A 22,891-nucleotide genomic window follows, 5' to 3' on the forward strand; every position below is an offset into this window, starting at 1 on the left:
TGTGTGCCTGAGCTTTAGTCTAAGAATGACACAAGCAATAAAACAGCTCAAACAGTTAATTTATTTGGTGTCACTATTTTTTACTTCTGTGATTAAGCAGGTAGTTTACTGCTAATAACAGTCCCTTCTTGTTCGCCCATAATCACGCGACGAAGCGCGCCAGGCTTGTTCATATTGAACACTAAAATAGGCATATTATGATCACGCGCCATTGTAAATGCTGCAAGGTCCATTACTTTTAATTCTGATTCAAGGACTTCAGCGTAGGTTAACGTATCATATTTAACCGCTTCAGGATCTTTCATTGGGTCAGCAGAGTAAACGCCATCTACTTTTGTCCCTTTAAGTACCACTTCAGCTTCAATTTCGATACCGCGCAAACAAGCCGCAGAATCTGTTGTGCAAAATGGGTTGCCTGTACCAGCAGCAAAAATCACTACGCGGCCAGATTTTAATAAGCTAATGGCTTCTGTCCAGGTGTAATCGTCACACACGCCTTTAAGCGGAATGGCAGACATAAGACGAGCATTAACATATGCACGGTGCAACGCATCACGCATGGCTAAACCATTCATTACGGTTGCTAACATACCCATGTGATCGCCCACCACGCGGTTCATGCCAGCTTTTGCTAAGCCTTCTCCACGGAACAGATTACCACCACCAATAACCACACCAACTTGAATGCCGAGTTCAACAAGCTCTTTTACTTCTTGTGCCATACGATCAAGTACTTTTGGGTCAATGCCGAAGCCTTCTTCACCCATTAAAGCTTCACCGCTTAATTTAAGCAGAATACGTCTAAACGCTGGTTTTGGATTGGTGCTCATAATTTTCGTCCTAATTATAACAAGACCGCAGCGGTTGCTGCGGTCTTAGGGTACTTAGAGAAAAGCGATTACGCTTTTTTAGTTGCAGCGATTTGCGCTGCTACTTCAGCAGCAAAATCTTCTGCCTTCTTCTCGATACCTTCGCCAACTTCTAAACGAATGAAGTTAGTCACTGTTGCTTTTTTCTCTTTAAGAACTTCGCCAACAGTTTTCTTAGGTTCCATGATATAAGCTTGACCAGTAAGAGAGATCTCACCAGTAAACTTCTTCATACGACCTACAACCATCTTCTCAGCGATTTCAGCAGGCTTGCCTTCATTCATCGCGATTTCGATTTGAAGCGCTTGCTCTCTTTCTACAAGTTCAGCAGGCACATCGTCAGGGTTTACGAATTCTGGCTTAGAAGCAGCAACGTGCATTGCGATGTGCTTTAAGGTTTCTTCGTCAGCTTCGCCCGCAACAACAACACCGATACGGTCGCCGTGACGGTAAGATGCTAAGTTAGCACCGTCGATGTACTCAACGCGACGAACGTTGATGTTTTCACCGATTTTAGTCACTAGCGCAACACGAGTTTCTTCAAACTGTGCTTTAAGATCTTCAATAGTGACTTTTGATGCAGCAGCAACATCTAGTACTGCGTTAGCAAATCCTAGGAAGTTTGAGTCTTTTGCAACGAAGTCAGTTTGACAGTTAACTTCTAAAAGTGCAGCGAAACCATCGCCGTTCTTGATTAGAATTGTACCGTCAGCAGCGATGTTACCTGCTTTTTTAGCAGCCTTCGCAGCGCCGCTTTTGCGCATGTTATCAATCGCTAGTTCGATGTCACCGTCAGTTTCAGTCAGTGCATTCTTACAGTCCATCATGCCAGCGCCAGTGCGGTCACGAAGTTCTTTAACTTGGGCAGCAGTAATTGCCATTGTTAAATCCTCTAATTTAATTCGTCTAATATTGCATTTATAAAACAGGGGCCAAAAGGCCCCTGTTCACCAATTATCTTATTGGCAAATAAGGGAGATGGTAACCATCACGCCTTATTAAACAGCTTCTACGAAACCGTCTTGCTCAGCTTGAACAGCTAAATCTTGACCACGGCCAGAGTTGGCAGCAGCAGCAACAGATGAAGTGTACAAACGAATAGCACGCATCGCGTCGTCGTTACCAGGAACGATGTAGTTAACACCGTCTGGTGCAGAGTTAGTATCAACAACTGCAACAACTGGGATACCTAGGTTGTTTGCTTCTTTAATAGCGATATGCTCATGGTCAGCACCGATAACGAATAATACGTCAGGTAAGCCGCCCATGTTCTTGATTCCGCCTAAAGACTTTTCTAACTTGTCTAATTCGCGTGAACGCATTAGCGCTTCTTTCTTAGTAAGCTTGTCGAAAGTACCGTCTACAGACTGGCTTTCTAGCTCTTTAAGACGCTTGATTGACTGACGAACAGTTTTCCAGTTTGTTAACATACCGCCTAACCAGCGGTGATCAACATAGTACTGGTCACAAGAAATTGCAGATTCTTTGATAGCTTCGCCAGCAGCGCGCTTGGTACCAACAAATAATACTTTACCTTTCTTAGAAGCGATGTTGCTAATGAAAGCTAAAGCTTCGTTGAACATTGGTACAGTGTGCTCAAGGTTGATGATGTGTACACCGTTACGAGCGCCGAAGATGAAAGGCTTCATCTTTGGGTTCCAGTAACGTGTTTGGTGACCGAAGTGAACACCAGCTTGTAGCATGTCGCGCATTGAAACAGTAGTCATTGTATATACCTTAATGTAAGGGGTTAGACCTCCACGCATCCCATGTTTTCGACCCTCTTAATTCGATATGAATTAGAAAGCACCCCGAAAAATGTGTCGATACGTGTGTGATTTAGTATTTAAGTTAATTGCCATGTATAATAGCCGCCATATTTTACGGTTTGCCGAACTCTTTGTGATGATTTGTTTAAAATGCCTATAAATAAGCGTTTAATAACATTAACCGACATCGAGTTAACTCGAACCGTACAACAACGATCTTATACACAACGGCGCGCTTTATACCATAATCGGCAACTAAATACAAATTTTTGCCATAAAATCATTGGATAAAACCAGCCAATTTTGACCGTCAAATGATAGAGAGTTTTCATGAGTATTGTGATTAAAAATGCAGACGAAATAGCAAAAATGCGTGCAGCAGGTAAGTTAGCTGCTCAAGTATTAGAAATGGTTGCTCCTTTTGTAAAGGCAGGCGTCACCACCGATGAGCTAAACGACATTTGTGCAAAATACACCGAAGAGCAAGGCGCAATTTCTGCCCCGCTTAATTATCATGGTTTTCCAAAGTCTATTTGCACTTCAGTAAATGCAGTGGTTTGCCACGGTATCCCTTCTGGTTATGTGTTAAAAGAAGGCGATATGATTAACCTTGATATTACTGTCATTTTAGACGGTTATCATGGCGACACCTCTAAAATGTTTTTAATCGGTGAAGTGTCAGCAAAAGACAAACGCTTAAGCCGAATCGCCCAAGAAAGCTTATATTTGGCCATTCGTAAGGTTCGCCCTGGTTTAAAATTAGGCGAAATTGGCACAACCATTGAAAAATTCATCAAAACCAGCAAAACAGGGCTTGATAAGTATTCTATCGTGCAAGATTATTGTGGACATGGAATTGGTTCTGGCTTTCATGAAGAGCCACAGGTAGTTCATTACAAAAATAATGATAAAACCACTCTAAAGCCTGGTATGTGTTTTACTATCGAGCCAATGATCAACGCCGGTCGTCACACGACAGTACTGGATAAAAATGATAATTGGACCGTCACCACCTCCGATGGTAAAAATTCTGCTCAGTGGGAACACACCTTATTGGTAACAGAAACCGGCGTAGAAGTGTTAACTTTACGCGAAGAGGAAGATTTCCCTCGTATCATTAACCACTAAAAATAAATAAGGTTATCAATGAATACTGCGCTGGCCGCCAAAAATGCATTAATAGACTTAAACCAGCGCTTAGTTGAGCAATACACAGCAAAAGATCCCATTGCTGATATTGTTAAACATCGCAGTCAATTTGTTGATTCCTTATTAACCCAGGCATGGCAAGACTTTGCGTTAAATTCTGACGCACTTGCCTTGGTTGCGGTAGGTGGCTATGGCCGCGGTGAACTGCATCCCCATTCAGACATCGATTTACTGTTTTTAGTTAACAATGAGCCACTTTCAACTGAATTAGAAAGCCAACTCAGCCAGTTCATTACCTACCTTTGGGATACAGGGCTTGAAATTGGCCACAGTGTTCGCACCATCGCGCAAACCATTGAACAAGGTAAAGCGGATATTACCATTGCCACTAATCTTATAGAGGCAAGGCTGCTAACCGGTAATGAATATTTATTTGATCTGCTTTATGACCATATCCGCCAGGATGATTTTTGGCCATCTTATGATTTTTATAACGCAAAAAAAGATGAACAGACCAACCGGCACAGCAAAGCCAGCGCCTTCGATTTAGAACCCAATATTAAAACCTGCCCAGGTGGACTGCGCGATATTCAAACCATCGCATGGGTTGCTATGCGCCACTTTGATGCAGCAACATTAGAAGAACTCGTTGAGCATGACTTTCTTGCGCCAGCAGAGCTTGAAGAGTTGCTAGAGTGTCAAAACTTTTTGTGGGAAATTCGCTTCGCCCTGCACATCACAGCTAATCGCAATGAAAACAGACTACTGTTTGATTTACAGCGTCAAATTGCTAGCTTACTCGGCTATGAGGACGCGACTCAACTGGCCGTTGAACAAATGATGAAACGCTACTATCGCACGGTTCGCCGAGTGATGGAGCTCAATCAAATGCTGTTACAGCTATTTAAACGCGCCACACTTGGGCATACGCAAGCTTTAGAGATTCAGCCGATAAATAGCATGTTTCAACGTCGTGGACGGTACATCGAAGTATTAGACGATGACTTATTTACTCGCGCTAATGAAGAAATTTTGCGCTTATTTTTAATGATAGCCAAAAACTCTAATATTCAGGATATTTACGCACCGACACTACGCTTATTGCGCAATGCTCGTCGAGGACTCACCGCGCCGTTACAAGATAATCCCGCTTGTCGCAAAGTGCTCATGGAAATTCTTAAGCACCCTCGGGGTATTGAAGCATTATCGTTTATGCACAAACACGGTATTTTATCTTCATATTTACCCGCCTGGCGCAAAATTGAAGGTCAAATGCAGTTTGACTTATTCCATGCTTATACCGTTGATGAACACACTCACCGATTATTACTCAATATAGAGCGTTTCTCACAATCCGAGCAAAAAGATGAATTTCCTTTAGGCGCGATTTTGATTAATCAGTTACCGAAAAAAGGCTTATTGGTGCTAGGGGCAATATTTCATGATATTGCCAAAGGTCGAGGCGGCGATCACAGTAAATTAGGTTCAAAAGATGCCATCGATTTTTGCAAGTTACATGGCATGAACGATCATGATGGTCGATTAGTCGCGTGGTTAGTTGAAAACCATTTAGTCATGTCGGTGACCGCGCAACGCCGTGATATTTCCGATCCTGAAGTGGTTGCCGAATTTGCAGAAAAAGTGCGCGATGCGATTCATCTCAGTTATTTATATTGCCTTACCGTCGCAGACATTTGTGCCACAAATGAAAAAACCTGGAATAACTGGAAAGGTTCATTACTGCGCGATCTGTACTTCTCGACTCAACGCGTATTAGCGCGCGGCAAAGAAAAGCCTGTTGATGTCAAAGCGCGTGTAAAAGAAATACAAGCTAAAGCAAAGAAAGAATTAATAAGACGTGGCATAAAAGAAAAAGACATGGACACCTTGTGGTCACGTTTTAAGTCTGACTACTTTATACGCCATCAACCCAATCAAGTCGCTTGGCACGCCGAAGCCATTCTAAAACACAATCGCGACGAACCATTGGTATTAATGTCTAAACACACCACGCGAGGCGGCACAGAACTGTTTATTTACAGTAAAGACAAGCCTAAATTGTTCGCGACGGTAATGACCGTATTAGACAATAAAAATATCAACGTCCATGACGCCAACATTATGACGTCAAAAGACAACTATGCGCTCGACACCTTTGTTATTTTAGAACAAGATGGCGAGCCCATTTTGCAGTTATCGCGCATTCAAAGTATTCGTAAAGCACTTGAGAAAGCCTTAGCCAGTGAAAATCCGAAGCTACCAAAGTTCAGAAAACTGGCGCGGATCATGAAACCTTTTAATGTTGCCACTCATGTGAGTTTCTTACCCAGTGCTCGCCATGGTACAAGTATGATGGAATTAATCACCTTGGACACGCCAGGCCTGTTAGCCAAGGTCGGCGACACTTTTTATCGCTGTGACGTCACCTTATTAGCGGCCAAAATTACCACGATTGGCGAACGCGCAGAGGATTTCTTTATTTTGCAGACCCAAAGTGGTGCGGCATTAGACGAGCAGCAACAACGACAACTATCAGATGCACTTATATTGGCACTGAAATCCACTAACTAATTTTTTAAAACTCAATGTTTATGCTAATTTTGAGCTAATCATTACCTACTGGGAGAAAACAATGGAGGCTTTACGCCAACGCATTGAAGCTGCATTCGAAACTCGCCAAGACATTTCACCTTCGAGTGTCGACGCAAGTGTACGTGCAGATGTTGAAACTGTAATCAACATGCTAGACAAAGGCGAAGCACGTGTTGCTGAGAAAATTGACGGTGAATGGCATGTTCATCAATGGCTTAAAAAAGCAGTTTTGCTGTCTTTCCGTATTTTTGATAATGGCGTGATTGACGGTGGCGACACAAAATACTTTGATAAAGTACCGCAAAAATTTGCTGATTACGACGAAGCTCGTTTCAAAGCAGAAGGCATTCGTGTCGTGCCACCTGCAACTGTACGTAAAGGCTCATTTATCGGTAAAAACACCGTATTAATGCCATCTTACGTTAACCTAGGTGCATATGTTGATGAAGGCACCATGGTTGATACGTGGGCTACAGTAGGCTCATGCGCACAGATTGGTAAAAACGTACATCTCTCTGGTGGTGTAGGTATTGGCGGTGTATTAGAGCCATTACAAGCCGGCCCAACCATTATTGAAGACAACTGCTTTATTGGCGCACGCAGCGAAATCGTTGAAGGTGTTGTTGTTGAAGAAGGCAGCGTTATCTCAATGGGCGTTTACATTGGCCAAAGCACACGTATTTTTGACCGTGAAACCGGTGAAGTGCATTACGGTCGTGTTCCAGCGGGTTCTGTTGTGGTCTCTGGCAACTTGCCATCTGCTTGCGGTAAATACAGTTTATATGCTGCCATTATCGTTAAAAAAGTGGACGCCAAAACTCGCGGTAAAGTAGGTATTAACGAGCTACTGCGTATCGTTGACTAATCACCTTTCTCGGTGAATAGATTAATAATAAAAAAGGCGCTAAGCGCCTTTTTTGTTATTCCATTGTGCGTTAATAAGTGATGGCTCACTTATAAACGAGGAATGGTATTACTGAGTTTTTTTAAGGATCGCATTGGCTAAAATCTGCCATGTTAGCATTCCAATCACCTGTTCTTTATCATTTTGCACCAAAAGATACGCCGCGTTAGATTTTTCTAGGGTTAATTTAGCATCATTTAAAATAGTATGATCGCTAATCATATTCATCTTATGCTGCATAATTTGGTGAGCACGCTTATTAAGTAAACTTCTATCCGCCGCACGTTCTGCAGCGGTATCAATGAATGGACTGTGCCAAAATGCTAAAATTTGATTATCGACGACACCAATCGGCTTACGTTCTTTTTCTGAGAGCACGACTGCCACCCCCATCTTAGCCTTTTTCATCATGGCTTCGGCGTGTTCTAAGGTATGATATTCCTCTAAAAATACGACAGGTGCCAATGTTAAACTCGACACATACTCTTCTTCTTTAAAGTCTTCTACCGCTAAAATTTCTAAGCAAGCATCAACAACACCTGCGTCATATTGTATACCGCGACCTCGCATTAACTCTTGTGTTAATACATCCATGCCTAAAGAAGGACGATAAGGTCTGTGGCTTAAGATTGAATCGGCAATATCAGCTACCGCAATAATTTTAGCTTCTAGTATGATGTCTTTGCCTTTGAGACCTTTGGGGTAACCTGAGCCGTCTAAGCGCTCATGGTGTTGTAAAATCATTTGTTTAATGGGCCACGGAAACTCCACCTCATCAATGATCAATGCACCTTGCTCAGGATGCTCTTTAACCATGGCAAACTCAGCTTCAGTTAACCGTGATGGTTTTGATAAAATTTGACTGGGTAATGCCAGTTTGCCGATATCGTGGATCAACGCCCCCAATTTAAGCCCCTCAAGGCACTCAGGCGACAAGCCCATTTTTTCGCCCATTAAATAGCTTAACTGCGCCACTGACTTTTGATGGCCTGCGGTATAAGCATCTTTGAGCTCCAACGCTTCCGATATTGCTCCAATCAATTGGACCAATATTAAGGTCATTTTCTCTTTTTGCGCTTTGATAATGCTCGATTGGTGGGACACTGCTTTCATCGTACGAGGCAGCTCTACGCTATGCCATAAAATGGTAGCAAAAATGGTTAATGATTTTGCATCAACTTGGGTATAAGGATTATCTCGATTACCTACGCCAATAATCCCAACCAACTTCTTACGGTAATGAATAGGAATACAAAGGTGGTTTTTAAAGGCAAAAAAGCCGTCTTTTTGGCTTTTATTGGCAATTAGATCGGTTAAATCGTTATGAATAACAGGTTTGCGGGTTTTAATGGTTTCGGCCCAAACACCAGAATCAGCTTTATATGTTTGTTGCTTAGGGATAGCAAAGTAGTCACTGACTTCATCATTCCAAGCCGTTTTAACTATTTGATTCGATTTTTCATTAAAAAGATGAACATAACCGACTTTGGATTTAGTTAATGATAAACCTTGTTTTATTGCCGTAACAAAGACTAAATCGCCACTCGCATTAATCACTTCTTCGATTTGCTCAAGCCAGTCATCACTAGACTGAATAGCTTGATGATAATCAGGATGAAGCTCATTTAGCCAGGCTTTATCCAATTCAATCTCAATAATTGAAATACACCAATGCTCGCCGCTTTCTTCTATGGCGGTGAGCCTTGCTTGAAGGGCATGGCCTTTTTCATCGACAAAATTAATCACATGGCTGTTTTGACGTTCACTGAAATCAATACCGTCGAGTGGTAACGTCGGAAAAGCATTTAATATTGGTTGCTTTAATATGGCTGAAATCGGTTTTTTGGCTAATTTATAGAGCGGCTCACTCAACTTAATGAGCTCAAGACGATCGTTCAAAATCCCCCAGCACAATTTTGCACTTTTAGGGACTTCAGACGGCTTTAAAAAAAAATCAGCTTTTTGTAACATCGATCACCCTATTAAAGAATAGTAAATTACAGGACTATTTTAAGATTGGATAAACACTAATCTACGAATAAACTTGAACAATTGATCTTATTTCAATCAATAGATTAACCATAGCACATGAAGTCTATCGGCTGTAATACGGCATAACTAAAGCCGAATGTAGTGCTAAAACTGAGCTTAATACCAATTTGCATTAATAAGTGATGCCGACTCAAATACTAAAAAACGACGGTTTTGTTGCCGTACACCACAACTTGTTCATTTAGCACTAATTGCAATGCTTTACTGAGTACGCTTTTTTCTACATCGCGACCATTATGTGCAAGCTCTTCAGCGCTATAACTGTGATCAACTGAAATAACATCCTGCTTAATAATCGGCCCTTCGTCCAGATGATTATTAACGAAATGCGCAGTCGCACCAATAATTTTAACCCCACGATCCCACGCTTGTTTATACGGCGATGCACCAATAAATGCGGGTAAAAATGAATGATGAATATTAATGATTTTATCCGCAAACGCAGTGACAAACTCAGGGGTCAATACACGCATGTATTTAGCCAGGACAACAAAATCAGGATCGTAAGGTTTAATGACCTTGAGCATCGCTTGCTCATGTTCTTGACGGTTTAATCCTTCATGACTGACATAGTGAAATGGAATATCGAATTTTTCAGTCAATGGTTGTAATACATCATAATTGCCAACCACTGCGGCTATCTCAACATCTAAGCCGCCATAATAAGACTTCATTAAAATATCGCCTAAGCAATGCGCTTCTTTTGTCACCATAATCACAATGCGTTTGGTACACATTTCCACCAGCTTCATGTGGTTTTGCGCTGGTAACACCGCGCGTAATTCAGATAACAAACGCTCATCATCGAAGTGGCCTTCAAGCTCTGCACGCATAAAAAAACGCCCTTGAGCATGATCGACAAACTCAGTGTTTTTAATGATATTGAGCTGATTGGCAAAACACACATGAGTAATTTTTGCGATTAACCCTTTCGCATCAGCACAGTCAGTAATTAAGACTTTACGCTGTAATTCGGTTGGACTGGTTTTATTTAATTGATGACTCACGCTTACTGCTCCCGTATTACGATTAAGATTAACCTTGTCAGTTTGCCACTGAATATGCATCTTTGGGGAGGTTTTTTAATGATAAATTCTCATAAAGACTCAAAAAAGCGCATTTTGACACCATTTGCTACGCAATCATGAAAGAACAGTCAAAGAGTGGTTAATTTACATCACGTTATTTTCGAGAATCGAGATATTTTTGCAGCAATTTACGTAACGATTCAGCTTTAGTGCCATAGACGACCTGCACACCTTTTCCCATCACCACTACGCCTTTTGCGCCCAGGCGCATTAAACGGGCTTTATCAATTAAATCCGCTTGATTTACACTAATGCGTAAACGGGTTAAACAGGCATTAATTTCAACAATATTGTCGCGGCCACCTAACGCTGAAATCATCGCTCGCAAGCTTTCTTTGGGTCCTGATACCCCATCGGTTTGCTCTATACGCCCAGGAGTTTTTAAGTTAAAAGCTAAAATACTGGCCCGAAAAAGAGCATAGTAAATAATGGCAGTAATGGGACCGAGGACCCAAATCCAATAGGTATTGGCTGAACGAGAAAAGAGCAAACTGAAATCCACCAAACCATGAGAAAACACAATACTGTGGTGGACTTCTAATAATATACACACGCTATAGGCAATACCCGTGAGTAAAGCATGGACGAAAAACAATAACGGCGCGATAAACATAAATGCAAATTCAATGGGTTCAGTCACCCCAGTCAACCAACTCGCTGTGGCTGCAGAGAGCATAATACCGGCAACACGATTACGCTCTGACTTATCTGCACAACGCCAAATCGCCAATGCCGCTGCAGGCAATCCCCACATTTTAATTAAATAACCGCCGGCCAAATTACCCGCTAATGGATCGCCAGCCAGGTAACGAGCAACCTCGCCTCTTACAACTGTGCCCTCGTTAATGTATTGACCCACTTCGAGATAAAATGGTGCATTCCAAATATGATGCAAGCCTAAGGGAATGAGCAAGCGCTCTACGGTGCCATACACGCCAAAGGCAATAGCAGGATCTTGATAAACAGCCCAGTCGGATAAATGCTCAATCACGAGAGATAAAGGCGGCCATACATGACTTAACACATAAGCCAACATCATGGATAACGGAATAACGATAATAGGTGCGCTTCGACGGCCCTCAAAAAATGAAAATATGGCAGGTAACTTCACATGCTGGCTAAAACTAACCGCAAGGCAAGTGATGCCACCCACGAGCATACCACCAGCTATCCCGGTATCGATGGTTTGCATTCCCCATAATGGACGCGATACTAAGCCATAAATATCGGTTAGCGCCCCCATTGTCGATAAAAACACGCCAAAACCAAATACGGCTGAAAATGCAGCAATCCCCTGATCACGGCAAAAACCGATAGCGATGGCCACGCTAAACAGCAGTGGCATCATGGTAAACACCAAATTGCCTACCGCAGACAGCACAATATTGAGTTCAGAGGGAATAAACGGTAACGGGTTTACCGTAAGACCAAGCATAACGCCTGCTGCGGGTAAAATAGCAATAGGGATCAACAGCGCTTGGCTTAAGCGCTGTGCAAATTTAAACCATTGTTGTGTAAAAAATCTTAGGCTGCGTTTGCCGATGTGACCGCGTTGTGCCAACTGGCTATCCATGTTTTTGCTTCAATTTCAGGTTCCATTGTTTCGCATGCATCAATTTCTAATTTATCGAGTAGCGGCTTAGCGCCTAGCTCAATAAATAATTCATCAAACTGTTTGATTGCACCGCAAAATGTTTCATAACTTGAATCACCTAAACCAATTAAACTGTATTTAAGTGACGGTAAATAAGGTGCATTATTTTTTAGCTCATTAAACCAAGGCGCAATATCTTCAGGGATATCACCTTGCCCGGTGGTAGAGCACACAACCATTAACAACTCATCTTGTGGTGGCACAAAACCAAGTAATTCATTAGGTTGCCAAAGTGTAGTGGTAAACCCTAATTTTGCAATGGCACCCGTAACAGTTTCGGCAGTATATTGAGCACTACCATAAACAGTACCAAAAACAACATTGACCTTTTTCATGGTACACTATCCCCTTAAATCAAATCCGATATAAAATGTGATATAAAATGCGTTGAGAGTGAACAACTTACTTTATTCGCTAAGGTTCTCGCAAGTGCCTTTTATAACGCATGTAAAATATAGATAGAGCAATAATTGATGCGCTCTAAGTAAACAAAGACATTACGGAAACAGTACTATGCGACAAGTCAGTAGAAAACGAAAACTCAAACTACAGCATAAATTCGCCCACATCCGCCGTAATTATTATTTCCATATTGAACAGAAAAATCACGAACTGTTGCCTCCTATTGCAGAATTCGAAAAGCTGAAGAAGGCAATTGCAGACCATATGGAGTAATTTCAGCACTACGCAACCCTGCTTATTACTGATCCCATCATAATATTGATTAGCTCAGTAACATACTCGGCATTGACGATAATTGATCATCATCCCAGCCAAACGCCTCAAAAATACTTAACCACTCAACCTCTAATTCAGCTTCGATATGCATCGCTTGTTGAGTCACCGGATGGACAAACTGCAAACTTTTAGCAATGAGCCATAATCGGTTAATGGCAAAGTGTTCTCTAAAAAACTTATTCTGCTTACCATCACCATGAGTTGTATCGCCCACGATAGGATGGCGTAAATGCGCCATATGCCGACGTAATTGATGTTTACGGCCAGTATGAGGACTTAAACGGATTAACGCATAGCGACTACTAGGGTAACGACCTGAGCTAAACGGTATTTCGGTATTCAACAGCGGCTGAAAATCGGTTACCGCCTCTTGCGCGGCTTTATTAGGGTCGACGTGTTTGTCCCCTAAATCGTCAAACTCTTGTTTTAAGGCGTAATCTAAAGTGCCAGACTCGTGCATATTACCGCGCACAATCGCCAAGTATTGTTTTTTAATGCTGTGATCGGCAAACTGTTCGCACAACTGACGTGCAACATCACTGGATTTTGCAAACAACAAAACCCCAGATGTTGGTCGGTCTAAACGGTGTACAGGAAAGACATGACACCCGACCAAGTCACGGGTCATTTGCATAGCAAAAAAACGCTCTCTTCGCGCTAAATAACTGCGATGGACCAATAATCCTGCCGGTTTATGAATCGCCACAATATGTTCATCTTCAAATAATATTTCTATCTTTGGCGGTTGCTCGTCTGAATCGACATCGCTATCAATCAACGCTTCTGTGTCTTCTACAAATTGCGGGTCATATAACTCATCGTTATCAATCGCGAGTTTGGCATTCGTTTCTTTGGCATTCATCTTGGAATCACTTAGGTCTAAAAATAATAATTAATTGCGACTTATTGCTGGCTCAACAACACATCAAATGCTTGCAGGTGAACAATAATCACGTTGCGCTGCGGCATACCTTGCCACAATTGTTCTGCCATAGGGGCGATTGCCATTGTGGTGGGTAATGGATGCTTTAGAGCAATCAGTTCAGTCATTTTAGGAATAAAAATAAACTGCACCCATTGTTCAAATGCCATGGTATCGCAAGCAAATGGCGCATGACTTGCCATAGCGGCTGCACTAGGAGGTGTATCTGACCAAATCTGACACTGTTTAAGCAGTTGTTCTAATTTAATTAAATGGTTTTTACTGGCTAAATAAAGCATAAACATGAACGACAATATCGAGGCAATGTCTGTTTATGATATCATCTAGCTTCTTGAATACCCATCCAACTTGTTTGATTTAGTGAAGATACCATGACCGAAATAACCACCCTTAGCCAATTTCTGACCACCGCCAATACCCAGTTCCAAATTTATGATTTAGGCCGCCGTGTTCAGCACATTGATATGTTGGCATTTCACCAAATCGATTCTTTATTAGCGCCGTATCCGTACCCTATTCAAGGGCATGCGCAATTTGCGATTGTATTTTGGCAACAACAGCAACAGCCTTATATTTGGTTTGTAAAGTTACCGTTAGACGAGCAAGGCTTATTATCACCTGCTCCGCGTACTCAATTTATCAAAATGATTTTAGAGGCACTCGGACGCGATCCAACCCAGGCATTAAGCGATGAACAGCAAGAACAATTAGCGAATCATCCTTTTAGTTTTAAACCCAATCAAAATAAACTGGCACTGTTTAATGCCTTGGTGAGATTGCAACTTGGCCAAAGTGCATCGAGCCAATATGAATTTGCCGCCCAATATTTATCAGGTCAAGCACCCGCTGACACATGGCAACAATTAGGCCTACAAGGTTTAGCGGATATTTGCGTTCGCGCACATCAGTTTGACCATCTTGATGACATCATTAATGCATTCGACCAAGCTCCCGTTGAGGTACAAGCCGCATTGTGTCAGTGCTTAGAACATATCACGATTGATAAACGGCTAGCTGAGCGATTATTACAGCGATTATCACAAGCTGAAGCTGACTTAAAAGTGATGTACCTTGCAGCATTAGCCTCAGATACGCAATTGAGCATGGCGGCCATTAAGCAGCTAAATGAACAACAATTGTTAAACGATAATCACTTAATTACCATTGCGGCACGTAACTGGTTGGCATTGAAAGATGACACGACTCGCAAAGACTATTTAGAAGCTTTGGCAAAACAACCACAACACTTCTTTAACCAGGTATTTGCTGATATCGTAGCAATACCTAGCTTGCGTCAAGGATTACTCACTGATTTACGTCATCCAGACCGCAGCATTCAATTAGCTACCGCTATCGGCGGATTATTTAAGGCAACCAGCCTATGATGAGTGATTTTTTATTATTTGTTGCTTTAGTCGTTGTTGGCGCATTTTTTTGGCAATTAAGACAAATGGCCGAACTGAGCAGAACCATTGCCGAGCAATCATGTAAAAAACAAAATGTGCAACTATTAGCGATTGCTATGGAGTCTGCTCGTCCAAGCATTGGAGGCAGTACCGGTATTTGTTGGAAAGCCACCTTTATGTTTGAATTCAGCACCGACGGTATTAACCAATACCGAGGTCATATTATGATGCACGGTAATCGAGCTAAAAAAATTGAATGGCCAATTTTTCCTGAACCAGAATGGATGGAGTCTCCTACCGCAAGCGGTAAATTTGGTGGATGCGGCAGCAGTAAAAGTTGCGACTCAGGTAAATGTCATTAAAAGCCGTTCTACTTTTTGAACAACAGAACTAAAGATGAATATAAAAAAACGCTATTTTGCAAAAAATAGCGTTTTTTATTGAGTGGTATCATCATTAAGTTTGTGGTTTATTAAGCACTTTGTAATCGCTGTACGTCACAGTTTGAATACTGTCGAGCGACTTAAAAATTGCCGCAGTCCCGCTAATGGTCGTTGACGTGTGGGCTGGCATCACGAGTCCCTCAAACACATCAAAACGTAATTCAAGTTCAAATGTAGTCAGGGTAACTGAAAATGCAGGGTTTAACTCGTCGGTATTACTGATGAGAATTTTACGTAAATGCTTGGATGTTTTATCCAAATAAAGCACGCCCGCTAATGCGTTATTGTCTAGCTCATCAATACTGGGTGTAAATGTGAATGACAGATTTATGTCATCCTCGCCGACAAAAACCAATGTCGACAAATCAATTAAATCAGAAAACGCCAATTCATAGCTAGTCTCATCTTTATCTGTCTCCAGCTCTTGTTGACGTTCTCGGTATTCAGTTAAGCGCTCTTTACTCGGAGCATCGCCATTTTCAGACACCAAACGCCAACGTTCTGCCTCAGGTAAGGATGCATTGAATTGTTCAATACGTGTCATGTCTGGCATCACTGTTTGCTGTGAATACTGCCAAAGCACCTTGGTATGGTCATTATTACTATTGAGATCGTTTAACGCTTGCTCAACCCATTGTTGTTGCTCTTCGCTCACCTGTGCATTGGCGTGATAGCAAACCAATGAAAACCCTATCAGTAGTGCAATTTGAAACCCTTTCATGCTATCTCCTTGTACAATGATGACTTAGATGTTGTGCAGTCAAATGAGGTGCTTAAACCATAGATTTAAATCATCCACATCGGCACTTTACAATTGGACAACATATCACTACAAAGTTCCATCACCCTGAAAAAAGCCAAAAGAAAGGCCGCGACAGTAACTGTCGCGGCCTTTATATCTCTTGTTAAGCTTTCCCGCTATTTAAGTGCTCCCTGCACCATCCATGCGTCTAACTTGCATCCTGCTCAATCCTTGGTCATTCCATGATGTTCCGTGTACTTACGTACTTTCCTTCTTACTCGATTATCCATTGACCGAGCCTGCTCAATCCTAAGCGTGTCCTTATATCATCCATGAAATTTTTACCTATCCTGTAGCAAATCATTTGCTGAGTATTTTGCATCCTGCAACATTATCATCCTGATAATGTTTAAAACCCGTTGTTCACTTAACGCTTATAACGTGTTTTGCGTTTCATCCTGAAACTGTAATTCGTCCATAACATCCGTTTACATTGGGTCATCATGACCAGCTAACTTCCTTGAAATGTCCCCGTCCTAGGAACGAGATAAATAATAATTCATTTACCTCTACGTAAACAGATACCTCTTAATGAATAAAACACCACCGCGATTGCATAATAAATTAAATCATTAATAATTAGTGAGTTAGGATTTTCGTGGTTTATTTTCTCAATAATAAAGTGATTAGTCTCACACTCTTTGTGCGATATCTCTTACAAGAGAGCGAGCGAAATAGGTAATATCTAGTTAACATTTAAGCTACATTCTAGACGTTGAAAGGGTAATAACAGTGATATCGCACACCAAGTGCCTGTTTTGTGATGGTCGAGGAAGTTGTTTGTCTGCGAGAATGATATAAAAGCTAAGTTGTCATTATTATCACACTTATATTTATTGGCATGCCCTGGCACCATCGCAATTAAAATTATTAAAGAGTAAAACGGCTACCATAGATAACTCCGCTCATGTCAATCTACGAATAGAGATAAATAAGTAACCGTGTTAACATGTAACAAAATATTAACACCATGTTGCGTACTAGTAAGGAGGGGAAATAGGCTTGAATAATTCCGAAATAGATGATGTCAGCAATGTCATTATAATCCCTATCGATCAACTAACCATTGGCATGTTCATTACCGCGATTGATCGCGACCAAAGCAAGATCGAGATCCGAAACCCCGGCCAATTAAAATACCAAGATGCAATATTAACACTCAAAAAAAGCAATGTATTACGTGTCTGGGTAGATATTAAGCGTTCATCAAATCATTGTGGCTTAAAGCCGCGAGACAAATCAAATTCCTTATCAAATCCACTAGCTCGAAAACCCACCACAACAAGAGCAAGCCAGCAGATCCAAGCTAAAAAACTGCTAGCTGAAGCAAAAAGTTTAATTCAGAAGTTTTTATCTGATACCTATGAAGGTAAAGATATTAACGTTAATCAGTTCGATCATATTATCAACAATATGATTGAATCTGTTTTGACCAATGAAGACGCTTTTCAATGTGTATTAGCGCTGCGGACTAAAGATGCTTATTTACTGGAGCATGCTATAAACGTCGCATTTTTGCTTGTTACTTTTGGGCATCATCTCAAATTGGATATCGACATTCTTAGGCAACTGGCTATTGGAGGCATTCTGCATGATATCGGCAAAATAAGAATCGATGATCATATTCTTCATAAACCAGGAAAGTTAACACCTGAAGAACTCGAACATATGAAATTGCACCAGGTTTTCGCAATTGAAATAATGGAAGACACTAAGGGTTTGTCACAAATAAGCAAAGATGTGTGTTTGATGCACCACGAAAAAATCGATGGACGTGGCTACCCAAAAGGATTGAAGGGAGATGAAATCCCAGTACATGGAAGAATGAGTTGTATTATTGACATCTATGATGCATTAACTGCAACACGAACCTATAAAGAGGCGATGAGCCCTGCAGCCTCATTTAAAACCCTTATGAGCTTAACACCATTTCACTTGGATCAAGAGCTAGTTTATGAGTTTATACGCTGTGTTGGAGTCTATCCGGTTGGCTCATTAGTTGTGCTGTCCGATGAACGTGTCGGTATTGTATGGGAAGCAAAAGGCCGAAATGTACTTCAACCCATTGTAAAGTGTTTCTATTCACTCAAACATAAACGTTACATTGATATTAAGATGGTTGATTTATTAAAGTGTGACCTCAATATTGAACGAGGAATATCGCCAAGTAGTCTAGATATAGATCCATCTTCATTTTATTGAGTAGCAAAAACATTCGCATAGAGTATGTATTGAGCCAACTTAATAAAATTCAATCTCAACAATACTAGCAACGTAAAAAGCAAAAAGGCACAACCTTAAGTTATAAGGTTGTGCCCGTAACACTTTTGTCAGCATCCTACTGAAATGTGCTCCCTGCGCCGTCCATGAAAACATGCATCCTAGCAGTCCATTTCCTTTTTGCTCATTTCCGTGACCCTTGTTTATACGAATATAATCAAAGCATCTTATGAGTGTCATTCCATTGAACAGCCTATCCATTGACTGAGCATTCAATCCGTTGAGTCATCCATGCTGCATCCTGCAGTCCTATCCTTTCATCCTTGTGTCGCTTTCGCTTCACCCTTCCTTGATTCGGCTATCCATTTGCCGAGCTTATGCCCTATGTCCTTGGGCGTGTCCTACTATCATCCTTGAAAATCTTTACTAACAATCTATTTCGAGAATCTATTTCGAGAATCTGCTTCGAGAAACTACTTGAACCATCGACTTTGAAAGTCGACTTAACAATTGATTTCAAATCTCAGCTATTTAACCTTTGTTTCTCATCCTAAGAAAACCCAGTTAATTATTCGCTTTCGATGGGTACATTCTAGCTAAAAAGCATTGCATGAAAAGTCACTAAAACCGACTGAAACAAAACTTTCACATAACAAAAAACAACAAAAGCCTAACAAACAACTGTTTATAAACGCATTTTTATTTTTACACCCGATTAACACTCACAACTTTAGATAAGAATGCCTACATCAATGTAGGATAATGCTTACAAGCGTGTGAGCTAGGCTCTATTTTGCCCCAATAACGTTACGCCACTGGCGTTTTAACATTTGCCCAAACATCACCCAATCAGCCCATAAACTGTACAGCGGATAGGTAAATGTCGCAGGACGATTTTTTTCAAACATAAAATGGCCTAACCAAGCAAACCCATACCCAACGACAGGTAAAAGCAGTAATTGCCACCAATGTTGATTTATCAGTGTATTTATAATAATCACAACAATAATACTGCTGCCGATGTAATGTAACCTGCGGCATACAGGGTCTTGATGTTGCGACAGGTAAAATGGATAAAACTCTGCAAAAGAACTGTAACGTTTGGTCTGCATGACCTACTCCATAATGTGTTAGTGTTAGTGTTAGTGTTGGCACGGCAAAAAACATAAGATTTGATGAACACTTAACTTAATGAAGTTACGCACTCATGTCATCCTAAGGTTAAGTCGATCCGTCTAGTTTGTTATAAAATAAAATCTCGCCATCAACCTTGCCAATATTGACCTCAGCAATACTGCTAAACCCTTGCTGGACAAACACATCATGATGTTTAGGATGAGTAACAAAGACACCAATACCATCAAGCTTAGGCTGTTCATCACACCAACTTAATACCGCTTGAATTAACCTTGCACCATAGCCTTTATTTTGCTCATTGGGCGCTAGGGCAATAAATTGTAAGATGCCACATTTGTCAGAAGGCAAATGTTCCAAAATACAGTTCTCTTTTTCCATTAGGCCCTGGGTTGATTTCCAACCGGTTCCTAACACCATTTTTAAACGCCAATGCCAATATCGCGCTTCACCTAATGGCACTTGTTGGGTAATGACGCAGGCGACACCAATGAGCCGTTCATCATCAAATAAGCCAATTAAGGGTTGTTCTTGTTGCCACAGCTCATTGAGTTCTTCACGAATAGCTGCACGCAGTTTTTGTTCATATTGCGCTTGATCTTGCTGCCCCAAAACATCAATAAAATAGGGGTCGTCATGGTATGCGTTATACAAAATTGACGCCGCCACACGTAAGTCTTCAGCTGTTAAATACACTGCACGTAGGGTTTCCAAGGTAGGGTTATCCATTATTGTTATTCCTTGTTTGATGACTCATTTGCTTAACTTGTTCAGTTAACAAGTGAATAACTTAGCAAGTTAACAAGATTGAAACAATCAACAAATACGGTTTACCTTTATATCCAAACAACCTGAAGGTGTTCGATTTCAGCAAGAATTGACACGCGTTTAGGCAAGGCATTGATTGTGGGTAATGGTCATTCCCTTTCCAAAATCAATAACGCAGCATAAACGCGTGTAAAACTTGCCCTTTGGGAGCTTCACCGTGTTCCCCTGATTATTGAATCAAGAGCGTTGTTGCGCTAATTTATAAGGTGCCTAGTATTGAAAACACAGTGAAGCTCTGAAACACGTATCTTCAAGTTGATTGGGTTTATAATCAATAAATAGCTTTATTGATTAGTTCTTTGCAATTTGGGTATCGAAGATTAATACTGGAAATTCTAACGGGTCATATAAAGGAGTTGTCTCAATGGATACGACAGAAAATGATTTAAGCCACTTATTCCAGCAGCTCGGATTAGCGCACTCACAGCAAGATATTAATGAGTTTGTTAGCCGAAACAAATTAGCCGCACACACCCTGTTGATTGACGCCCAATGTTGGAATCAAAGTCAACGGGCATTTATAAAAGAAGCTTTAATGGAAGACGCCCAATGGTCTGAAGTTATCGACCAATTGGACGTAATGATGAGAGGTTAACCGAACTCTTACAATAACAGACCGATTCAAACCAGCTTAAATTTGCCCTAAAGCAGTGTCACCCCAGCCAACTAAGGTATTGTCTCTAAAGACTATTGGGGTGCACTCATCTTTAGTGGTTTTACCGTCACCTTTAGCCCATTGAGTGCGATAAAATAAGACTTTTATTGCCTGGTCTGTATTGGCTGAATTGTTTTTTGAATATGCTTCACTAAAATCGGCAGTGCCCATTAATGTCACCACTTGCTCGCTGGTCATGCCGAGTGCAAGGTTAGCCAATAAAGCACGATTTTTATCTTGTTGTTTTTCCCAATACTCGTGGCTTTTACCTGATTCATGATCGCCTACGCTAATCACACAGCCGCTTAATCCTACTGACATTAGCGCTACGACACTTGCCGCAATAAGTTTTGATTTCATGTTGCATCCTTTTTGTTAAAATATAACCCGCATTGTTATTACAGATCCTTGTAGCTAAAATCATGCCAAAACTTAATGCACTGATTTAAAATAATTTTTAATGCAATAAAAAATAAATTAGTGAATATTGCTACATATAATGAAGGAATTTAACCAACAATGAGTCCAATTGAACAAGTGCTTGCTGCTGCAAAAGCGATAGCAAACAATGGCCATACTCCAAGTTTAGCGTTAATCAAAAGTCGTTTAGGCAATCGCTTTGCAATGCCGATATTGATCCAAGGCTTACAACAATTTAAAGCATTGCCGAAATCAGAATGGCAAAACTTACCTGAATTAGCCGATATCCCGGCACAAGATCAATCCTCTACCGTACCAGCAGACCCTATCGCTAAGCTGCAATTACAAATAGACGCCATGCAACAGCATATCGATTTACTCACTAACAGAGTCTGCGAATTAGAACAACAAGTCTTAACCATCACCGAAAAGAAGGCACCGTAATCCATGTTTGTTACAGAACTTCGCTTTGAATGCTTTGCCGACACCACTATTGATGCAGCAGAAAAAGCCATTAATGGATTATTAGAAGCCCTTCGCGCCAATGGTCAAATTTTAGGACGCGAGTTTGCAGTGGCTTTTAACGATGGTGAATTTAGAGTTCGCTTGTTGTTACCTGAAAAAACCAGCTTATCGAATCGTTATAATAGCCCTTGGGTAAAAGTGACGTTAGCGGGGTTAACTGCAGCAAAATTATTGGCGCCAAGAGAAAAATTGATAGGCCAAGACATTAACTCAGAAGTCAGCAACACTGACGCACCTTCATGGCAACTGTTGTATACCAGTTATGTTCACATGTGCTCGCCACTGCGCAATGGTGACAACTTATTACCTATCCCGCTTTATCAATTGCCTGCAACGTTTAATGGTGATCATAAGCGCATCATAAAATGGCAAACAGAATGGCAAGCCTGCGATGAACTGCAAATGGCTGCAGCCACCAAAGCAGAATTCGCGGCATTAGATGAAATCACTCGGGCAGACAGTGACCTATTTAGACGTGGTTGGGATTTACGTGGGCGGATAGAATACCTAACTAAGATACCCACTTACTATTATTTATATCGCGTGGGCGGCGAATCATTACAAGCAGAATTAACCCGCCCTTGCCCGCGCTGCGGCTCACATGAATGGAAGCTCGAACAACCGTTATTAGACATGTTTCACTTTAGGTGCGAGCTTTGCCGTATTGTGTCTAACTTATCTTGGGATCATCAATAAATGG

22 protein-coding genes are annotated in these 22,891 nt (G+C 41.2%); 9 read left to right on the forward strand and 13 right to left on the reverse strand.

The genetic code is table 11. From position 1 onward, the window contains the following. Positions 1-92 precede the first annotated feature (92 nt). The 3 genes from pyrH to rpsB all read right to left on the reverse strand — a co-directional run bounded on the left by pyrH (position 93) and on the right by rpsB (position 2,596). A complete protein-coding gene (gene pyrH, locus AC19MX_RS01740; protein ID WP_432401481.1) occupies positions 93-830 on the reverse strand; it encodes a UMP kinase in 738 nt (245 codons plus the stop codon). Between the two features lie 68 nt (positions 831-898). Further along, complete coding sequence (tsf, locus tag AC19MX_RS01745; RefSeq protein ID WP_432401483.1) at positions 899-1,750, reverse strand: translation elongation factor Ts; 852 nt, start codon at positions 1,748-1,750, stop codon at positions 899-901. 117 nt (positions 1,751-1,867) lie between these two features. Further along, the gene (gene rpsB / locus AC19MX_RS01750; protein ID WP_432401485.1) at positions 1,868-2,596 is read right to left on the reverse strand and encodes a 30S ribosomal protein S2; all 729 of its coding nucleotides are present in this window, start codon (positions 2,594-2,596) and stop codon (positions 1,868-1,870) included. 372 nt (positions 2,597-2,968) lie between these two features. Here rpsB and map point away from each other — a divergent pair, with 372 nt between their 5' ends. The 3 genes from map (at position 2,969) to dapD (ending at position 7,244) form a co-directional block, all read left to right on the forward strand. Next, complete coding sequence (gene map / locus AC19MX_RS01755; RefSeq protein ID WP_432401487.1) at positions 2,969-3,766, forward strand: type I methionyl aminopeptidase; 798 nt, start codon at positions 2,969-2,971, stop codon at positions 3,764-3,766. 18 nt (positions 3,767-3,784) lie between these two features. After that, positions 3,785-6,358, forward strand: coding sequence for a bifunctional uridylyltransferase/uridylyl-removing protein GlnD (gene glnD / locus AC19MX_RS01760; RefSeq protein ID WP_432401489.1), 2,574 nt, complete (start codon positions 3,785-3,787; stop codon positions 6,356-6,358). Positions 6,359-6,419: 61 nt separating this feature from the next. Further along, on the forward strand, positions 6,420-7,244 hold the full coding sequence (gene dapD, locus AC19MX_RS01765; RefSeq protein ID WP_160053895.1) for a 2,3,4,5-tetrahydropyridine-2,6-dicarboxylate N-succinyltransferase: 825 nt from the start codon (positions 6,420-6,422) through the stop codon (positions 7,242-7,244). 108 nt (positions 7,245-7,352) lie between these two features. Here the strand turns inward: dapD and AC19MX_RS01770 are convergent, their stop codons facing one another. From AC19MX_RS01770 to AC19MX_RS01795, 6 genes are all read right to left on the reverse strand, one after another. Then, positions 7,353-9,254 (reverse strand): HD domain-containing phosphohydrolase, encoded by a 1,902-nt coding sequence (locus AC19MX_RS01770; RefSeq protein WP_432401491.1) that lies wholly within the window; start codon positions 9,252-9,254, stop codon positions 7,353-7,355. Between the two features lie 218 nt (positions 9,255-9,472). Beyond that, positions 9,473-10,342 (reverse strand): formyltetrahydrofolate deformylase, encoded by an 870-nt coding sequence (gene purU, locus AC19MX_RS01775; protein ID WP_432401493.1) that lies wholly within the window; start codon positions 10,340-10,342, stop codon positions 9,473-9,475. 175 nt (positions 10,343-10,517) lie between these two features. Next, entirely contained in the window at positions 10,518-11,996 is a 1,479-nt protein-coding gene (locus AC19MX_RS01780) for a PTS transporter subunit EIIC (RefSeq protein ID WP_432401495.1), read from the reverse strand. Next, on the reverse strand, positions 11,948-12,412 hold the full coding sequence (locus AC19MX_RS01785) for a flavodoxin (protein ID WP_432401497.1): 465 nt from the start codon (positions 12,410-12,412) through the stop codon (positions 11,948-11,950). The genes AC19MX_RS01780 and AC19MX_RS01785 overlap by 49 nt, the downstream gene beginning before the upstream one ends. Positions 12,413-12,801: 389 nt before the next feature. After that, positions 12,802-13,677: a tRNA pseudouridine(65) synthase TruC gene (truC, locus tag AC19MX_RS01790; RefSeq protein WP_432401499.1), complete on the reverse strand. Its 876-nt coding sequence runs from the start codon at positions 13,675-13,677 to the stop codon at positions 12,802-12,804. 41 nt (positions 13,678-13,718) lie between these two features. Beyond that, a complete protein-coding gene (locus AC19MX_RS01795) occupies positions 13,719-14,042 on the reverse strand; it encodes a YqcC family protein (protein WP_432401501.1) in 324 nt (107 codons plus the stop codon). 87 nt (positions 14,043-14,129) lie between these two features. Between AC19MX_RS01795 and AC19MX_RS01800 the strand changes: the two genes are divergently transcribed. Next, entirely contained in the window at positions 14,130-15,143 is a 1,014-nt protein-coding gene (locus AC19MX_RS01800; RefSeq protein ID WP_432401503.1) for a DUF3549 family protein, read from the forward strand. Next, positions 15,140-15,526 (forward strand): DUF3301 domain-containing protein, encoded by a 387-nt coding sequence (locus tag AC19MX_RS01805; protein WP_188959185.1) that lies wholly within the window; start codon positions 15,140-15,142, stop codon positions 15,524-15,526. Before AC19MX_RS01800 ends, AC19MX_RS01805 begins: the two co-directional genes overlap by 4 nt. A 94-nt stretch (positions 15,527-15,620) precedes the next feature. Here AC19MX_RS01805 and AC19MX_RS01810 read toward each other — a convergent pair whose 3' ends face one another. Continuing rightward, positions 15,621-16,328, reverse strand: coding sequence for a hypothetical protein (locus AC19MX_RS01810; RefSeq protein ID WP_432401505.1), 708 nt, complete (start codon positions 16,326-16,328; stop codon positions 15,621-15,623). 1,083 nt (positions 16,329-17,411) lie between these two features. Between AC19MX_RS01810 and AC19MX_RS01815 the strand changes: the two genes are divergently transcribed. Next, positions 17,412-18,611, forward strand: coding sequence for an HD-GYP domain-containing protein (locus tag AC19MX_RS01815; RefSeq protein ID WP_432401507.1), 1,200 nt, complete (start codon positions 17,412-17,414; stop codon positions 18,609-18,611). A gap of 806 nt (positions 18,612-19,417) precedes the next feature. Here AC19MX_RS01815 and AC19MX_RS01820 read toward each other — a convergent pair. Together AC19MX_RS01820 and AC19MX_RS01825 are read right to left on the reverse strand one after the other, a co-directional pair. Continuing rightward, a complete protein-coding gene (locus AC19MX_RS01820; protein ID WP_432401509.1) occupies positions 19,418-19,741 on the reverse strand; it encodes an Mpo1-like protein in 324 nt (107 codons plus the stop codon). A 109-nt stretch (positions 19,742-19,850) separates the two neighbouring features. Further along, positions 19,851-20,492 (reverse strand): GNAT family N-acetyltransferase, encoded by a 642-nt coding sequence (locus AC19MX_RS01825; RefSeq protein WP_432401511.1) that lies wholly within the window; start codon positions 20,490-20,492, stop codon positions 19,851-19,853. A gap of 463 nt (positions 20,493-20,955) precedes the next feature. Here AC19MX_RS01825 and AC19MX_RS01830 point away from each other — a divergent pair, with 463 nt between their 5' ends. After that, a complete protein-coding gene (locus AC19MX_RS01830; RefSeq protein WP_432401513.1) occupies positions 20,956-21,186 on the forward strand; it encodes a DUF2789 domain-containing protein in 231 nt (76 codons plus the stop codon). A gap of 36 nt (positions 21,187-21,222) precedes the next feature. Here the strand turns inward: AC19MX_RS01830 and AC19MX_RS01835 are convergent, their stop codons facing one another. Beyond that, on the reverse strand, positions 21,223-21,606 hold the full coding sequence (locus tag AC19MX_RS01835; protein ID WP_432401515.1) for a DUF3192 domain-containing protein: 384 nt from the start codon (positions 21,604-21,606) through the stop codon (positions 21,223-21,225). Between the two features lie 159 nt (positions 21,607-21,765). Between AC19MX_RS01835 and AC19MX_RS01840 the strand changes: the two genes are divergently transcribed. Next, a complete protein-coding gene (locus AC19MX_RS01840; protein ID WP_432401518.1) occupies positions 21,766-22,110 on the forward strand; it encodes a hypothetical protein in 345 nt (114 codons plus the stop codon). Positions 22,111-22,113: 3 nt separating this feature from the next. Continuing rightward, complete coding sequence (locus AC19MX_RS01845) at positions 22,114-22,887, forward strand: Zn-ribbon-containing protein (RefSeq protein WP_432401520.1); 774 nt, start codon at positions 22,114-22,116, stop codon at positions 22,885-22,887. Positions 22,888-22,891 lie beyond the last annotated feature (4 nt).

The organism is Shewanella sp. MF05956 (assembly GCF_059758055.1).

Coding starts and splice junctions, on each gene's coding strand:
- AC19MX_RS01780 (WP_432401495.1), bottom strand. CDS start 11,996: ATGGATAGCCAGTTGGCACAACGCGGTCACATCGGCAAACGCAGCCTA.
- truC (WP_432401499.1), bottom strand. CDS start 13,677: ATGAATGCCAAAGAAACGAATGCCAAACTCGCGATTGATAACGATGAG.
- AC19MX_RS01770 (WP_432401491.1), bottom strand. CDS start 9,254: ATGTTACAAAAAGCTGATTTTTTTTTAAAGCCGTCTGAAGTCCCTAAA.
- AC19MX_RS01810 (WP_432401505.1), bottom strand. CDS start 16,328: ATGAAAGGGTTTCAAATTGCACTACTGATAGGGTTTTCATTGGTTTGC.
- tsf (WP_432401483.1), bottom strand. CDS start 1,750: ATGGCAATTACTGCTGCCCAAGTTAAAGAACTTCGTGACCGCACTGGC.
- AC19MX_RS01800 (WP_432401503.1), top strand. CDS start 14,130: ATGACCGAAATAACCACCCTTAGCCAATTTCTGACCACCGCCAATACC.
- dapD (WP_160053895.1), top strand. CDS start 6,420: ATGGAGGCTTTACGCCAACGCATTGAAGCTGCATTCGAAACTCGCCAA.
- pyrH (WP_432401481.1), bottom strand. CDS start 830: ATGAGCACCAATCCAAAACCAGCGTTTAGACGTATTCTGCTTAAATTA.
- AC19MX_RS01795 (WP_432401501.1), bottom strand. CDS start 14,042: ATGTTTATGCTTTATTTAGCCAGTAAAAACCATTTAATTAAATTAGAA.
- AC19MX_RS01820 (WP_432401509.1), bottom strand. CDS start 19,741: ATGCAGACCAAACGTTACAGTTCTTTTGCAGAGTTTTATCCATTTTAC.
- AC19MX_RS01840 (WP_432401518.1), top strand. CDS start 21,766: ATGAGTCCAATTGAACAAGTGCTTGCTGCTGCAAAAGCGATAGCAAAC.
- map (WP_432401487.1), top strand. CDS start 2,969: ATGAGTATTGTGATTAAAAATGCAGACGAAATAGCAAAAATGCGTGCA.
- rpsB (WP_432401485.1), bottom strand. CDS start 2,596: ATGACTACTGTTTCAATGCGCGACATGCTACAAGCTGGTGTTCACTTC.
- glnD (WP_432401489.1), top strand. CDS start 3,785: ATGAATACTGCGCTGGCCGCCAAAAATGCATTAATAGACTTAAACCAG.
- AC19MX_RS01845 (WP_432401520.1), top strand. CDS start 22,114: ATGTTTGTTACAGAACTTCGCTTTGAATGCTTTGCCGACACCACTATT.
- AC19MX_RS01825 (WP_432401511.1), bottom strand. CDS start 20,492: ATGGATAACCCTACCTTGGAAACCCTACGTGCAGTGTATTTAACAGCT.
- AC19MX_RS01805 (WP_188959185.1), top strand. CDS start 15,140: ATGATGAGTGATTTTTTATTATTTGTTGCTTTAGTCGTTGTTGGCGCA.
- AC19MX_RS01835 (WP_432401515.1), bottom strand. CDS start 21,606: ATGAAATCAAAACTTATTGCGGCAAGTGTCGTAGCGCTAATGTCAGTA.
- AC19MX_RS01785 (WP_432401497.1), bottom strand. CDS start 12,412: ATGAAAAAGGTCAATGTTGTTTTTGGTACTGTTTATGGTAGTGCTCAA.
- AC19MX_RS01830 (WP_432401513.1), top strand. CDS start 20,956: ATGGATACGACAGAAAATGATTTAAGCCACTTATTCCAGCAGCTCGGA.